General features: G+C 71.1%; 13 protein-coding genes. 3 read left to right on the plus strand and 10 right to left on the minus strand.

Annotated features, from left to right (window positions below; all coding sequences use genetic code 11):
• Window positions 1-234: 234 nt before the first annotated feature.
• From QRX50_RS07250 to cutA, 5 genes are all read right to left on the minus strand, one after another.
• The gene (locus QRX50_RS07250; RefSeq protein ID WP_285971187.1) at window positions 235-1,377 is read right to left on the minus strand and encodes a GAF domain-containing sensor histidine kinase; all 1,143 of its coding nucleotides are present in this window, start codon (window positions 1,375-1,377) and stop codon (window positions 235-237) included.
• A 53-nt stretch (window positions 1,378-1,430) separates the two neighbouring features.
• Window positions 1,431-4,982: a thiol reductant ABC exporter subunit CydC gene (gene cydC / locus QRX50_RS07255; RefSeq protein ID WP_285971188.1), complete on the minus strand. Its 3,552-nt coding sequence runs from the start codon at window positions 4,980-4,982 to the stop codon at window positions 1,431-1,433.
• Complete coding sequence (gene cydB / locus QRX50_RS07260) at window positions 4,979-5,986, minus strand: cytochrome d ubiquinol oxidase subunit II (protein WP_285971189.1); 1,008 nt, start codon at window positions 5,984-5,986, stop codon at window positions 4,979-4,981. Before cydB ends, cydC begins: the two co-directional genes overlap by 4 nt.
• Before the next feature lie 129 nt (window positions 5,987-6,115).
• A complete protein-coding gene (locus QRX50_RS07265) occupies window positions 6,116-7,612 on the minus strand; it encodes a cytochrome ubiquinol oxidase subunit I (RefSeq protein ID WP_285971190.1) in 1,497 nt (498 codons plus the stop codon).
• A gap of 138 nt (window positions 7,613-7,750) precedes the next feature.
• Window positions 7,751-8,071: a divalent-cation tolerance protein CutA gene (gene cutA / locus QRX50_RS07270; protein ID WP_285971191.1), complete on the minus strand. Its 321-nt coding sequence runs from the start codon at window positions 8,069-8,071 to the stop codon at window positions 7,751-7,753.
• 172 nt (window positions 8,072-8,243) lie between these two features.
• Between cutA and QRX50_RS07275 the strand changes: the two genes are divergently transcribed.
• Together QRX50_RS07275 and QRX50_RS07280 are read left to right on the plus strand one after the other, a co-directional pair.
• Entirely contained in the window at window positions 8,244-8,843 is a 600-nt protein-coding gene (locus QRX50_RS07275) for a TMEM165/GDT1 family protein (RefSeq protein ID WP_285971192.1), read from the plus strand.
• 128 nt (window positions 8,844-8,971) lie between these two features.
• Complete coding sequence (locus QRX50_RS07280; RefSeq protein ID WP_285971193.1) at window positions 8,972-9,628, plus strand: DUF998 domain-containing protein; 657 nt, start codon at window positions 8,972-8,974, stop codon at window positions 9,626-9,628.
• Here the strand turns inward: QRX50_RS07280 and QRX50_RS07285 are convergent.
• The 3 genes from QRX50_RS07285 to QRX50_RS07295 form a co-directional block, all read right to left on the minus strand.
• Complete coding sequence (locus tag QRX50_RS07285; RefSeq protein ID WP_285971194.1) at window positions 9,625-10,005, minus strand: DUF6188 family protein; 381 nt, start codon at window positions 10,003-10,005, stop codon at window positions 9,625-9,627. The genes QRX50_RS07280 and QRX50_RS07285 overlap by 4 nt on opposite strands.
• Window positions 10,006-10,084: 79 nt before the next feature.
• Complete coding sequence (locus QRX50_RS07290) at window positions 10,085-10,723, minus strand: IclR family transcriptional regulator (RefSeq protein ID WP_285971195.1); 639 nt, start codon at window positions 10,721-10,723, stop codon at window positions 10,085-10,087.
• The gene (locus QRX50_RS07295; RefSeq protein ID WP_285974386.1) at window positions 10,720-11,574 is read right to left on the minus strand and encodes a hypothetical protein; all 855 of its coding nucleotides are present in this window, start codon (window positions 11,572-11,574) and stop codon (window positions 10,720-10,722) included. Before QRX50_RS07295 ends, QRX50_RS07290 begins: the two co-directional genes overlap by 4 nt.
• Before the next feature lie 85 nt (window positions 11,575-11,659).
• Between QRX50_RS07295 and QRX50_RS07300 the strand changes: the two genes are divergently transcribed.
• On the plus strand, window positions 11,660-12,832 hold the full coding sequence (locus QRX50_RS07300; RefSeq protein ID WP_285971196.1) for a homogentisate 1,2-dioxygenase: 1,173 nt from the start codon (window positions 11,660-11,662) through the stop codon (window positions 12,830-12,832).
• Here the strand turns inward: QRX50_RS07300 and QRX50_RS07305 are convergent.
• Together QRX50_RS07305 and QRX50_RS07310 are read right to left on the minus strand one after the other, a co-directional pair.
• A complete protein-coding gene (locus QRX50_RS07305; protein ID WP_285971197.1) occupies window positions 12,793-13,794 on the minus strand; it encodes a hypothetical protein in 1,002 nt (333 codons plus the stop codon). The two genes, QRX50_RS07300 and QRX50_RS07305, sit on opposite strands and share 40 nt — an antisense overlap.
• A complete protein-coding gene (locus QRX50_RS07310) occupies window positions 13,791-14,834 on the minus strand; it encodes a hypothetical protein (protein ID WP_285971198.1) in 1,044 nt (347 codons plus the stop codon). The genes QRX50_RS07305 and QRX50_RS07310 overlap by 4 nt, the downstream gene beginning before the upstream one ends.
• Between the last annotated feature and the right edge of the window lie 102 nt (window positions 14,835-14,936).

Raw genomic sequence — 14,936 nt, forward strand, 5'->3', positions numbered from 1 at the left:
CGGGGAATTCGGCAAGGACCTTTCGGATTCACCCCATCGTGAGTCGAATGGGTGTTCGATTTCCCGGTAGACTCGTCACCAGGTGAAAGCGAGCAGCGACTCGTAGTTCTGGGGTGTTGGTCGATGTCGAACGGGAAGCCGTACGTGCCCGTCGGAGAGGAAGGAGCGGCTCACATGACGCGTGAAGGCTGAAGCCGGATCAACGCGCTGTGGGTGACGGTCGCGCACGTGCGACTAGTCCAGAGGGAGATCGAAGGCGACGAGTGTGCCGAGGCTCGGTGAGGAGTTGATGAAGAACTTCCCGCCGGCGGTGTCGGCACGTTCGGCGAGGTGACGCAGGCCCCGGGTGGCGACGCCTTGGGGTACACCGGATCCGTTGTCGCGCACACGGAGTTTCACACCGTCGCGGTCGCGGGTCAGCGACACGCGCGTCTCGCTCGCGCCGGAGTGGCGGACCACATTGGACAGTGCTTCGCGCAGTGCCGCGCGGATGTGGTCGGCGCTTGCGGCGGGGATGTCGGCGAACTCGCCGGAGAGCTCGAGGGTCGGCGGGTAGCCGAGGAGTTCGCCGGCGATGCGGACTTCGCCGCGGGCCGACTCGGCGAGGTCGGTCGGTGTGCCGGTGTCGTGGCGTGGTTCGGGTGAGCGCAGGGCTCGCACGGTGCCGCGGATTTCCTCGATGGTCTGGTCGAGCTGGTCGATGGCATCGGACAGCCGCGCGCCGTCGGCTTGGGCGAAGCGCTTGCGCATGTTGCGGCGCACGCGGTCGAGCTGCATGCCGGCGCCGTAGAGGCGCTGCACGATCACGTCGTGCAGCTCGCGGGCGATGCGTTCGCGCTCTTGGTAGAGCGTCACGCGGTGGCGGGCGTTGGCGCCCTCGGCGAGTGCGAGCACGACGCCTGCCTGCGCGGCGAACGCCACGAGCATCTCGACGGTCCCCGCGGAGAACGGCTCGCGGCCCTGCAGGCGGTAGACCGTGAGCGCGCCGAGGACCCGGCCGCCGGAGCCGAACGGCGCGGCGGCGAAGGGGCCGAAGCCGCGGAGTTCGTCGGGCACGAAGGGTGCGGTGCGCGGGTCGACGACGAAGTTGTCGCTGACCACCGGCTCGCCGCCACGCGCGACGCGGCCGGCGGCGGAATCGGCGGGCAAGGTCAGGCCCTGCAGCGCGCGGCCGGCGCCGCCCGGGTCGACGGCGGCCTCCACCACGACGTGTCCGTCGTCGGCACTGACCATGGCCAGCCCGAGGTCGGCGTCGGCCAGCTCGGCGGCGCGGATCACGACGGTGTCCAGCACGGCCTCCGGGTCGTCCCCGGACAACGCGGTGCTGGTGATCTCGGTGGCAGCGGACAACGCCCGCGCGGCAAGTGTCGGGTCCATGAGCAACACCGACCCTAGCGCGTGCTTGCGGCCCGGACCCGGAATCGTGACCGTCACCAATCACCCCTCGCGGCTGGTACCGCTTGCCGTTCGAGCACCTGGCCGCCGCGGACCTCCAGCACGACGTCGGCGTCGAGCTGCTCGTCGAGGCTGTGGGTGACGTGCACGACGGTGCGGCCGGCGAGCTCGGTACGCAACGTGGCGCGCAGGGCGCGAGCGGTCCGTTCGTCGAGGTGCGCGGTGGGCTCGTCGAGCAGCACGAGGTCGGCCGTCGGCGCCGCCAGCAACGCCCGCGCCAGTGCGACGCGCTGGGCCTGGCCACCGGAAAGCCCGGTGCCGGCGCTGTCGAGGACGGTCGCCGCGTCGAGCTCCGGCAGCTGCGCGAGGTCGAGCACCCGGCGAACGTCGTCGTCGGTCGCCCGGGGGTCCGCGAGGCGCAGGTTCTCCGCCACGCTCGTCGACACCAGCATCGCCTCCTGCGGCGCCCACGACACCCGCCCGGGCACCGCGACCTCCCCCACGCGGGGCTCCAGGAACCCCAGCAACGCCGCCACCAGCGTCGACTTTCCCGCCCCGCTCGGGCCCACGACGGCGACGTAGGTTCCGGGCTCGATGTCGAGGGTGACGTCGGTGAGCACGGTTTCGCCGCCGGGCCAGCCCAGGTCGGCGCCACGAAGCCGCACGGCGCTCGGTCCCGGTTCGGGCTCCGCTGCGCGCTCGTGCCCCTTGGCAAGTCGCGCCACCGGCGCCGCTTCGCCAGGCAGCGCCGGCTCTGCTCCGGCAGCGGAGTCGAGGTCACCCAGACGGACACGGGCAGCGCGGAGCGGGTCCCAGTGGGTGGCCGCCGGGGGCAGCAGGGAGAGAACTTCGGCGAGGGCCAAGGGGACCAGCGCCAGCAGCGGAGCCATGACGCCCGCCATTTGGCCGGACGCGACAGCCGGCGCGGCGAGAAGCGTGCTACCCACGGCGGCGATGCCCGTGGCGAGGACGATCAGGGCATCAGCCGCACCGGCGCCGAAGGCTTGACGACGGGTGGTGGCGGTCAGCTGTGCGTCGATCGCGAGCAGCGAACGGCGGCGCGCGGGCGCGGTGCCGTAAGCGATGAGCTCGGCCGCGGAGGTGAAGAGCACGAGGACCCGCGCGGCGACGTCGCGGCGTCCGGCGGCGAGGGCAGCCGTCGCGTGGCGCTCGGTCAGGAGCGCGAGCCGGGGTGCCGCGAGACTGACCACCACGGCAGCGGCGAGAAGCAGGCCAGCGGACGGAAGAACGACCGTCTGCACCGCGATCGCACCCGCCGCGACGAGCCCGACGACGACCGGCGGCGAGACCACCCGCGGCAGCAGATCGCGGACGGTGTCGACATCGGTGACCAGCCGACGCTGCCCCTCGCCGGCCGCCAAAGCGCGCGCCGGGCCGAGGCGGACCAGCGAGTCCCACAGCCGAACGCGCAGCCGCCCGGCGATGCGGAACGCGGCGTCGTGCGTGACGAGACGTTCGGCGTAGCGCAGCGCCGCGCGCCCGAGCCCGAACGCGCGAACCCCCACCACCGCGACGGTCAACGTCAGGATCGGCGGCTGCAACGACGCCTTCGCGATCAGCCACCCCGACGTCGCCGTCAGCGCGACGCCCGCCAACAGCGCCACCGCACCGAGCACGGCTCCGGAAAACAGCCGACGGTCAAGCAGGAACCGCCACGGCAACGGCCGCCCAGCCCCCACGGTGTCGGCTGAAGTCTTGCCGGACAACGGCTTCTCATCCACCACCGCCACCGCCGCCGACCGCTCGTGCGCCGCGATGATCGCCGCCGCCCCACCTGCCACGGCCCGCTCGACGGCGCCCATGACGCGCCGCGCGTTGACCTCGTCGAGGTGGGCCGTCGGCTCGTCGAGCAACAGCAGCCAAGCGCCCGCCCGCACCTTCACCAACGCCCGCGCGACAGCCACCCGCTGCCGCTGCCCCAACGACAGCTGCCCGACGGGCCGCTCCCCCGACCCCGACAACCCCAGCTCCGCCAGCACCTCCTCGACAACATCCGCCTCACCGGCGACGCCCTCTCGAACGCCGACCGCGCCGACGGCACCAGAGCCAAACCCACCCGAGTCGGCAACGAAGTCACCCACAGGCAGGTTGAAGGCAGCAGAGGCAGTCCCGACTGCATCGGTCTCGTCGACACCGTCGGAGCCGGCCGAGGCCAGGCCGGAAGCCGCGGTCGCGGGCCTGCGGCCAGCCGTGCCCGAGCCGGCGACCGAAGCAACAGCAGCCGAGCCCGACACCTCCTCGCGAACCGTCCCACCGCTGAACACCGGCGACTGCGGCACCCACGCCACATCCGCACGCCAGCGATCGATGTCCACCGAAGCGAGGGGGACGTCGCCGAGGGTGATGGTGCCGTCGTAGGTCGGGAGGAAGCCGAGGAGGGCGGCGAGGGTGGTGGATTTGCCGCCGCCGCTGGGGGCGCGGAGCCAGGTCGTTTGGCCGCGGCGGGCGGAGAACGAGGAGCCATCGGGGGCGAAGCCGCCGCGGCGGGCGATGCTCAGGTTGGACACGGTGAGTTGTCCACGGGGCGGGAGGCGCGTGCCGAAGTGCGAGGCCGGCTCGGCGAGGACGTCGGTGACGCGGCGGACCGCCTCGACGCCGTCTTCGCTCGCGTGGAAGGCCGCGCCCACCGCGCGCAACGGCTGGTAGCACTCGGGGACCAGGATCAGCACGCCCAGCCCGATGGCCAGGGGCAACGAGCCGGAGACCAGCCGCACGCCGATCACGACGGCGACCAGCGCCACGGACAACGTGGCGACCAGTTCGAGCACGAAAGCCGAAGAGAACGCGACCCGCAAAGTCTTCAAAGTCGCACGGCGGTGGCGGTCCGAGACGCGGGCCACGGTGGCCGACTGCGCGTCGGCGCGGCGGAACGCCGTGAGCACCGGCAGAGCGCGCACCAGTTCCAGCAGGAGGCCCGACATCCGGTGCACGGCGTCCGTCGCGCCGGCCACGCGGTCGGCCGTGAACTTGCCGACCAGCACCGCGAAAACCGGCAGCAGCGGGACGGTCACCAGCACGATCACCGCCGACGGCCAATCCATCCACAGGATCGCCGCGCCCGCCGCAAGGGGGACCACCGCGGCCGTCACCAAGGCGGGCAGGTATTCGCGGAAGTAGGCGTCGAGCGCGTCCAAGCCGCGGGTGACCAGCTCCGTCAACGAGCCGTCGCCGCGGCGGGCCAGCCACTCCGGGCCGAGCCGCAGGCTGTGGGAGACGACGCGGGCGCGCAGGTCCTGCTGCGCCGTCGCCGCGGCGCGCGCGGAGACCACCCGCACCGCCCAGCCGGCGAGCGCCCTGCCCGCGACGAGCGCGAACAGAGCGGCCAGCTGGGCGGTGCGGCCCCCGATCCCCGTGGAGACGATAGACGCGAGTACGTCGGCCAAAAGAAAAGCTTGCGCCACAAGGAAAACCGCGTTGATGAACGAGAGCACCGCCACGAGGAGCAGCGCCCGGCGCGCGGCCGGCCCGAGAGCCGAGAGCGCGCCGAGCGGCCCCTTGCCCGGCCGCACCTGGTCCACTGTGGACCTCGGGGCGGAAAGGGTGGTGCGGCCGGGAAGCGTGATCACGGTGCGTGCACCGCCGGGATGTGCTGGACGCCGATGCGCTTGCGGAAAACCCAGTAGGTCCAACCTTGGTAGACGAGCACAGCCGGCGCGCCGAACGCCGCGACCCACGTGATCACCTTCAGCGCGTACGGGCTCGCGGCGGCCTGCGCGATCGTCAGCGAGTTGGCCGGGTCGCCCGTCGACGGCAGCACGTTCGGGTACAGCGCCCCGAACATCGTCACCGCGGCGGCCGCGATCACCACGCCCAGCGCGGCGAACGCCTGCCCGTCACGGTCGGCGCGCAGCCGCAGCCACGCGACGATTGCGGCAACCACGCTGACCACAAGCGCGACCAACGTCCACACCTGCCCCGCGCGCACCTGCACCACGATGAGGAACGCGACCATCGGCAGCAGCGCCACCGGCAGCAGCCGCAACGCCAGCGCGCGCGCCCGTTCCCGCACCGCGCCCGACGTCTTCAGCGCCAGGAACGCCGCCCCGTGCACCAGCGAGAACCCGACCACGGCGAGCGCGCCCAGCAGGGTGTCCCACCGCACGGCCTCGAACGGTGAGCCGACGCGGTTGCCGGTGGTGTCGAGCGGCAGGCCGAGCACGGTCGTCGCGAGCAGCAGCCCGACGCCAAGCGGCGGGATCCACGAGCCGACCATGAGCACGCGGTCCCACGTACGCCGCCAGCGCTCGGAGTCGACCTTGCCGCGGTACTCGAACGCGACCCCGCGGCCGATCAACGCCAGCAGCACGAGCAGCAACGGCAGGTAGGCGCCCGAGAACAGCGTCGCGTACCAATCGGGGAACGCCGCGAACGTGGCGCCGGCCGCGACGATCAGCCACACCTCGTTGCCGTCCCACACCGGCCCGATGGTGTTGACCATGACGCGCCGCTCGGTGTTGTCGCGCCCGAGCACGGGCAGCAGCATCCCGACACCGAAGTCGAAGCCCTCGAGGAACAGGTACCCGAGCCAGAACAGCGCGATGATCCCGAACCACACCAGCTGCAGCGTCATGACTCATCCCCAAGATCGCCCTGAGTTATCCACAACCCATCGAGTTGTCCACAGATCAGCTGTGGGTAACTCTCGTGGGTGATCGGGCGAACACTCTGGGTCCAACCCGCCGAAGCACCCACCACCGGCTCAGTAAGCGAACGACAACTTGTCATCCGAACCCGCCTCCCCACCGTGCGCAGGCGGCGGCAGAACCCCTTCGATCCCACCGCGCACGTACTTGCGCATCAGGAACAGCTCCACCACGCCCAACCCCAGGTAGAGCACCGTGAGCGAGATCAGCGACGTCCACACCTCACCGACCGACAGCTTCGACACCGCCTGCGCCGTGAACATCCACATGCCCTCGACGCCCGTCGGGTTCGGCGCCACCACGAACGGCTGACGCCCCATCTCCGTGAAGATCCAGCCCGCGCTGTTGCCGATGAACGGCGTCGCGATGCCCGCGACCAGCAGCAACGGGAACAAGCGCCCACTCGGGATCCGGCCGCGGCGCGTGAGCCACAGGGCCAGCAGACCGATCCCCGCCCCGATCGCGCCGAAGCCGATCATGGCGCGGAATCCCCAGTAGGTCACCGGCAGGTTGGGCACGTAATCGATCGGCTTGCCCGCCAGCGGCCCCAGGTCGGGGTCGTTCGGGTAGTTGGTGCCGTACTTCGCCTGGTACTGGCCGATCAGGTTTTCCACCCCCGGCACCTCGGTGGAAAAGTCGTTGTGCGCGAGGAACGAGAGCAGCGCCGGCACGGTGAACGTCTTCACGTCCTCGCAGTTGGCCCCCGCGACGTCGCCGATCGCCAGGATCGAGAAGCTCGCCGGCTTCTCCGTGTGGCACAACGCTTCCGCCGACGCCATCTTCATCGGCTGCTGCTGGAACATCAGCTTGCCCTGCGTGTCACCCGTGATGGCCAGCACCGCGAACGCGGCGATCCCGACCCAGGCACCGAGCCGCAGCGACGCCCGCCAGACGTCCCGGTGCACGCCGGCGTCCGAGTCCGAAGCCGAACGGCGCCGCCACAGGTGCCAGCCTGCCACCCCGACGAGGAACGCAGCCGCCACCGAGAACGCCCCGGCCAGCGTGTGCGGGATCGCCGCCAGCGCCGTGTTGTTGCCCAGCACCGCGAAGATCGAGTTCATCGTCGGCTTGCCGTTCACGAACTCCACCCCGACCGGGTGCTGCATCCACGAGTTCGCGGCCAGGATGAAGTAGGCCGAGGCCATCGTCGCCAGGGCGAACGCCCAGGCGCACGCCAGGTGCACGCGTTTCGGCAGCCGGTCCCAGCCGAAGATCCACAGGCCGAGGAAGGTCGACTCCACGAAGAACGCGACGAGCCCCTCCATCGCCAGCGGCGCGCCGAACACGTCGCCGACGAAGCGGGAGTAGGCGCTCCAGGTCATCCCGAACTGGAACTCCTGCACGATCCCGGTCACCACGCCCATGGCGAAGTTGACCAGGAGGAGCTTCCCCCAGAACTTGGTCATCTTGAAGTAGCGCTCGTTGCCCGTACGCACCCAGGCGGTCTGCATCCCCGCGACGAGCACCGAAAGTCCGATGGTCAGCGGGACCATCAGGAAGTGGTACACGGTGGTGATGCCGAACTGCCACCGCGCGAGCTCAAGGACGTCCACGTATCCGAGCTAACTCCGCCGGCGCGGCACCAACCAGTTCAACACGTCCCGAAAAACGAGGGACCAACGTCCTGAACCCGGGAAACGCCCACGTCAGGCGTTCCGGGCCCATCCGTCCACTGTGTACCCGAAAGGGACCTACCGGGTCTGCTCCACCACCCACGACAGGTACCGCGGGCTCCCGCCGACGATCGGGGTCACCACGATCTCCGGCAGGGCGTAGGTGTGGCGCACGTTCAGGAACTCCTCCAGCGCGCCCGCGCGGTCGGCCGCCGTCTTGCACTCGACGCGCCACTCGTAGTCGGTGCGCACCTTGCCCTCCCAGCGGTACACGCTCGTGATCGGCCCCACAATCTGGGCGCAGGCAGCGAGCCGCGCCTCGACGGCGCTCGTGGCGATGTTCCGAGCGGTCGCTTCTTTGTCGACAGTGGTGGACACGACCACGTGGTCAGCAGGCATGACCGCACCGTACCGCATCCCCAAAACAGAATTCGGCACACCGAAAACTATATTCAGGAGTCCCGGCGAAAGCTATTCAACAAACCTCACCGGGCAATTCGCAAAACCCATCAACTTGCAGCTTTCTGAACACCTCCTTTATCGTTGAAGTGAAAGGGGTGTCCACCAGCTCATGTCTCCCGCACTCATCACTCTCATCAGCGCGTTCGGCCTGGTCCTGGCAGTGGAACTGCCCGACAAGACCCTGGTCGCAACGCTGGTGCTGACCACGCGTTTCCGCGCGTGGCCGGTATTCGCCGGGGTGTGCGTGGCATTCGCGATCCAGTGTGTTATAGCCGTCGCGTTCGGCAGTGTGCTCACCCTTCTTCCGGAAACCGTGGTTTCCCTGCTCGTGGCCGCGATGTTCGGTATCGGCGCCTTCATGCTCCTGCGCGAAGGATTCAGCGAAGCCGACGAAGCGGCCGACGACGCCGCACGTCTCGGCGCGGCGCCGAAGTCCTTCCTGCGCTCCGCGCTGACGTCGTTCGGCGTGCTCTTCGCCGCCGAGTGGGGCGACGCGTCGCAGCTGGCGACGGCGGGGCTCGTCGCGCGGCTCGGCAACCCGTTCGCGGTCGGACTGGGCGCGTTCGTCGCGCTGGTCTCCGTCGCGGGGCTCGCGGTGTTCGTCGGCGCGAAGATCCGCAGCCGCATCCGGCCGAAGCTCATCCAGCGCACGGCGGGGTTCCTGTTCGCCGGATTCGCCGCGTTCGCCCTGGTCCAGCTCGCCTTCTGAGCGAGTTGACCACAGAGACTTCACAGGAACACGAGGTAGCCTCTTCGGAACCAGTGGATGAGGGCAAGGTGAACCCGCGATGACGCGGGAAGCCTTGCCCTTCGCCATGACCACCGAGGAGTCCACCCATGCCGAAGGCCGTGCCCGCCGCCGTGTCCCCCGTGCACGGCCGGCTCGCGCTGGCCGGCATGGCGCTCGCGGTGGCCATCGCGGCTGACCTGCACCTGCGACTGTCGGCGCAGGTCAGCCCGGTGTGGCAGACGCTGTCGGAGTACGTCTACGGCCACCTCGGCGGCCGCTCGGCCGCGCCGCTGTTCAGCGCGATGTGCCTGGCGCTGGCGCTCGGTTCCGTGGCGCTGCTGGCCGGGCTCGTGAAGGCCCGGCGCTCGCCCGCGGTCGTCGTGCTGCTCGGCGTGTGGTGCGCGGGCCTCACGATCTGCGCGACCGTCCCCGTCGACCCCGACGGCCAGGCCCGCACGTTAGACGGCCAGCTCCACAACGCGGCCGCCCTCACCGCGTTCCTCGCCCTGCCGGCCGCCGCTTGGCTGCTCACCCGCCGCGGCGCGCCGAAATGTCCTTGGGAACCGCGGCGCACCACGATCCGCGGCCTGGCCGTCGCGAGCTTCGCCAGCGTGCTGATCGTGCTCGGCGGCTTCGTCTTCACGCTCATCACCGGCCCCGCGCAGGAAGTGACGCTGGGGCTGTTCGAGCGGCTGCTGTTCTGCGTGGACCTGGCTCTGCTGCTCACCATGGTGCGACCGCTGCTGGCGGCCGCGCGCCGCTAGGCGTCCGGGCCCACCAGGATCGGCTCGACGCCGTGGCCGGTGAGCCACCAGGACTCGTACTGCCGGTCCGGCCCCACGCGCAGCTCGGCGCCGCCGTCGAAGACCACTGCCAGCGTGCCCCCCTCGGGCACCGCCACCTCCGTCACGCGTTGCCCGAACAGCGCGAGCACCGGCGCCAGGGCCGCACCGCTGCCGGGCTCCAGCTCGTGGCTCACGCCCTCCACGTCTCGCAGCACGAACGACGTCTCGAGCACCAGCTCGGCGTCCACCCTCGGCTCGTCGGCCGGGTCCGGCTGGTCGACCAGCGAGAGGCGCACCTGGTAGTCGAACGACGTCCGGCGCACCTCGCAACCGACGAGCTCACTCGGAACGTTCACCTGGGGCACCTCCGCGACGGCTCCTCGGCATGCCGTCCCCTTTGCGCCACGAGACCATATTCCAGCACGCCACGCCGCACTACGCGTCGGTTCGGAGCACCTCGGTCAGCTTTCCGGCCGCCGCGACGACCTGGGGACCCACCGCGGCCGCGTCCAACGGCTCCAGCGACACCACCCCGACGCTCGCCCGCAGCCCCGGCACCCCGCGCACCGGCGCGGCCACACCGGACGCACCGGCCTCCAGCTCGCCCGTGGACGCGACCCAGCCGTCGCCCCCGGGCCGCAGCGCCATCGCCCGGCCCGCCGCGCCCGCGCTGAGCGGATGACGGCTGCCCACGCGGTACGCCACGTGGTAGCTCGTCCACGACGGCTCCACCACCGCCACGGCCTGCGCCTGATCGCCCTGCGCCACGGTGAGGTGCGCCGTGGCCCCGACCTTCTCCGCCAGCTCGCGCAGCACCGGCCGCGCGGCCTCGCGCAGCTGCGGCAGCACCTGCCCCGCCAGCCGCAGCAGACCGACGCCGAGGCGCACCTTCGTGCCGTCCCGCCAGATCAGGCCGCGTTCGGAGAGCGGCACCAGCAGCCGGTAGACGGCCGCGCGGCTCGCGCCGATCGTCACCGCCAGCTCGGAGATGGTCGCCGCCTCCTCGCCCGCGTCGGCCACCGCCTGCAGCAGCGCCAGGCCGCGGTCGAGGGTCAGCGACCCCTCCCTGCTCACAGCAGCTCGAGCTCACCCAGGTCGGCCACCGGCTCGGCGAACGACGCCGCCGCGTACGACGCGAAGAGCTCCCGCACGGCCTTGGCGGCCGGCTCGGACAACGCGCGGGCCTCGTCGGCCAGCGCCTTGCCGTCGGTGGACTCCAGCGCCTCGCGGACGTCGCCGCCCGAGAGGCAGCGCGCCGACGCGACGATCAGGTTCAGGAACCCGTGGTGCGTGAAGCCCGTCTCCGGATCGGTGTGGCGGACGGCGCGGTGCAGGCTGTTGGTGGCCTTGAACGACGCGCCGGGCGCGCCGCTGACCACCGACAGGAAGTCGGCGACCTCGTCGACGCTGGGGAAGTTCTCCTCCGCCGGGCCGCCGCAGCGGATCTTCGGCCAGCTGCCGTGCTCGATCACCTTGCGCACGCCGTCGAGCCAGCCGACGCCGCGGCGCGGCTCGACCACGCGGATCACGTCCTCGGGCACGAACTCCGAGACGCGCTCCAGCCACACCTCGTCGACGTCCGACGGCGCCGGCATCTCGACCATCCGCAGCGACAGCAGCTCGCTGCGCGACTCGACGATCGAGATGGCCTTGGGCACGCCGCCGAGCCCGGTGTCGATGATCAGTGACAGGGGCAGCGGCTCCTTCGGCTTGATCTTGATCAACTCGGTGATCAGCTCCGGCAGCCGGGAGGCCTGGCAGAGGAAAACGCCCAGTACACCGGCGTGTTCACCCGCCCTGGACTCGTAGTGCGCTCGCAGCGCTTCGGGCATGGCCCCGTCCGCGGGCGGAAAGAGCGCCGAGTCGTCGACGAGCCGCGCGAACAGGGGAGGAATTCCACGGGGGCCGGGGGGCGTGAGTTCCACAGCGCTTGACACGAATGACACGCTAGTAGCGTACGACAACAGGACAAAATCGTTCGTTCTGCGGACACCTCCGGAGGAGTCAGCCATGCCCTTCTACCGGCGAGTAGGCGAGGTCCCCCACAAGCGGCACACCGCCTTCCGCAAGCCCGACGGCGGCCTCTACGCCGAGGAGCTGATGGGCGTCGAGGGCTTCTCCGCCGACTCGGCGCTGCTGTACCACCGCGGCCTGCCGACGGCGATCGTCGACGCGGTGGCCGTGCCCGACGACCGCGGCACCCTCGTGCCCAACCACCCGCTGAAGCCACGGCACTTCAAGACGCCGGAGCTGAAGTTCGGCGCCTCCGCCGACGCCGTGACCGACCGGCGACGGCTCTTCGGCAACGCCGACGTGACCATCGGCTTCGTCGTCGCGACGGCCCCCTCGCCCCTGTACCGCAACGCGGCGGGCGACGAGCTGTTCTACGTCCAGGGCGGCTCGGCTGTCTTCGAGACGATCTACGGGGCGCTGGAGGTCTCGGACGGCGACTACGTGGTGATCCCGACGTCGTGCACCTACCGCGTGGTGCCGCGCGGCGAGGTCCGCCTGTACGTGCTGGAGGCCCGCGGGCACATCGGCCCGCCGAAGCGCTATCTGTCGACGAAGGGGCAGTTCCTGGAGCACTCGCCGTACTGCGAGCGCGACGTCCGGGGACCGGTCGCGCCACTGCTCGTGGATGGTTCCGACGTCGACGTGCTCGTGCGCCACCGCGCCGGCCTGACCCGCTACACCTACGCGACGCACCCCTTCGACGTCGTCGGCTGGGACGGCTGCCTGTACCCGTGGGCGTTCAACATCGACGACTTCGAGCCCATCACCGGCCGCGTGCACCAGCCCCCGCCCGTGCACCAGACGTTCGAGGGGCCGAACTTCGTGGTGTGCTCCTTCTGCCCCCGCAAGGTCGACTACCACGAGGACTCGATCTCCGTGCCGTACAACCACGCGAACGTCGACTCCGACGAGCTCATGTTCTACGTCCGCGGCAACTACGAAGCCCGCCGCGGCTCGGGCATCGGCATCGGCTCCCTGTCGCTGCACCCGTCGGGCTTCACGCACGGCCCCCAGCCGGGCGCCGCCGAGGCCTCGATCGGCGCGGAGTTCTTCGACGAGACGGCGGTGATGGTGGATACGTTCGCGCCGCTGGAGCTCGGGGAGGCGGCGGTCGCTTCGGAGGATGAGGGTTATGCGTGGTCGTGGTCGGGGAGGGGGCCGGGGGCGTGAAACCGGACGAGGCCGGTCCAGACGTGGCCGGGTAGACCGGCGCGCCGACCGGCCACCCACAGCTTCCTCGTGGCGGCGATGTCGAGGGCGGTGAGAAGACTCGTGCTGGGGATGCGGAAGACGGCTGTGGTGCCGTCGGGGTGAAGCGCGTGGCCGTCGAGGCTGAAGCCGCGGCGGGTACGGGTGATGACGGGCTCGGACGTGACGTCGAGCTGGGTCCATTCGCCGATGACCGGCGCGCGACGCACCGCGCGCCGCACCGCCCTGACCGCGAACAGCGCGGCGACGGCGACCAGGAACCCCGCGACAGTGCCCCACGCCGACTGGTCGCCGCGCGGCAGGCTCAGGCGTGCCCAGACGAACAGGGCGCCGAGGCCGACGTACCAGGCGGCGGTGAAGCGTGCCCTGCGCCGCCTCAGCGTCCGCATCGGCCGGGGGTCGGGTTGCGTCGCGGGGACCGCGAGCGGGAGTGCCGTGGACAGGGGCAGGTCGCGGACCCGGCCCGGGCGCCATCCGACGCCGGGCACGAGTACGACCGCGTGGTCGCCGATCCGGAGCACGTGGAGATACCGGCACCGCGAAAGCAGGTCGGTCGCGTACCGGCCCAGCTTGAAGTGCGCCCAGCGTCCGTCGGCAAGCCTGACCGCGAACCGTCGTCCGGCTGTGGTTTTCTCGGTGGCGTCGACGGTTTCGAACGGTGTCGCGAACATGCGGTCGAACAGCCGTTTGTAGCGCAGCGTACGGCCGCCGAGCGCAAGGACCGTGCCGACGTAGTACACGAGCAGCACGAGGTCCGCGACGTCAACGCGTCCGTCGGCGGCGATCAGCGCCACCAGGCCGGCCGCGATCGCAAGGCGGGCCACCAGACGTTTGAGGAACCGGCGGCGGGCAGTGCCCGCCACCGAGCCGAAGAACGGCAGCTGCGCGGCCGGGACGGCGGGGTCGGGAAGCCAGCTGTTCACTGCGCTCCTGCTCGAGCGTCGACGATTTTCAACCGCGCTCGGCCCGAGACGGGGTAGCCGGGCACCCCGACGCGTACGTTGCCGGGTTTGGCCGGGCCGAACGTCCACAGCGTTCGGGCCGCGGTGACGTTGAGCGCGAGGGACGCCGGCTGTTTCGACAGTCTGATGCGGACGGTGCGGCCGTCGGGCAGCTGCGCCTCGCTCCGGGTCACCGCGAGCTCGGTCCAGGTGTCTGCTCGGTGGGCCTTCGCGAGCCCGAGTGCGTCGATACCGCTGCCGAGTGCGTGGAGGAAGGCGATGATCGCCCCGCCCGCGATCGGGGCGAGGACCAGCGTCTGGACAAAAGCGGCGGTCCCGCCGTCGCTGCGGTTCGCGAGGATCTCAAGGACGGCCCAGACGGCGAGGGCACAGGCGCCGAGTGACACCGCGACGATCAGCCAGGCACCGCGGACGCGGGCATCGCGGTCCGCATTGAGGACGGGATCTTGGCAGGGCGGGACCTGCTCACGCGAGAGCACGCGGAGCTCGCGCGCGCCGGACGGGGGCTCGTCGTGGATGCGCGCCAGCCACGCCGAAGGGTGGCCCGCCACGATGGCCAGCGCCTGGTCGCCGCTGCGCGCGAGCCACAGGCTTCGCTGCCCGGCGAGCTGCGCCTGCACACCGGCGCCGGGGCGAGCGCGCAGCCACCGGCCATCGGGGAGCCGCACGGCGACCGTTTTGCGGCGGGCGACGAGGCCGTCCGCCGGGATGGCGACCTGCTCGAGGGCGAGATCGGTGTGCCAGCGCCATTTCAAGGCCCAGCCGAGTGCGGCAACGGCACCTCGCCCCCACTGCACCGCGATGGCGAGACCCAGGTAGATCAGGAGCAGTGGTACGGCGGGGCCGACGTGTGCGAAGAAAAGGGCGATACCGCCGCCGATCAACAGGACGCCGAGCAGGGCGATCCCCTGCGCCTTGTGGATCTTGCGGACCCTCAACTGTGCGGCGGGCATCTTCGGGTCGGGTTCCCAGACGCGGATGGTGTCCGTTTTGTCGGCCATATTCTCCCCAGCTGGCGGTATGGATCACCGGCTATTCGCCACTCGTGCGTGGTGCGTTACGGATCGGGTCTTCCCTTCTCGGCCGGACTCAGGTTAGGCTCA

Source organism: Amycolatopsis sp. 2-15, from assembly GCF_030285625.1.
Classification (GTDB): Bacteria; Actinomycetota; Actinomycetes; order Mycobacteriales; family Pseudonocardiaceae; genus Amycolatopsis; species Amycolatopsis carbonis.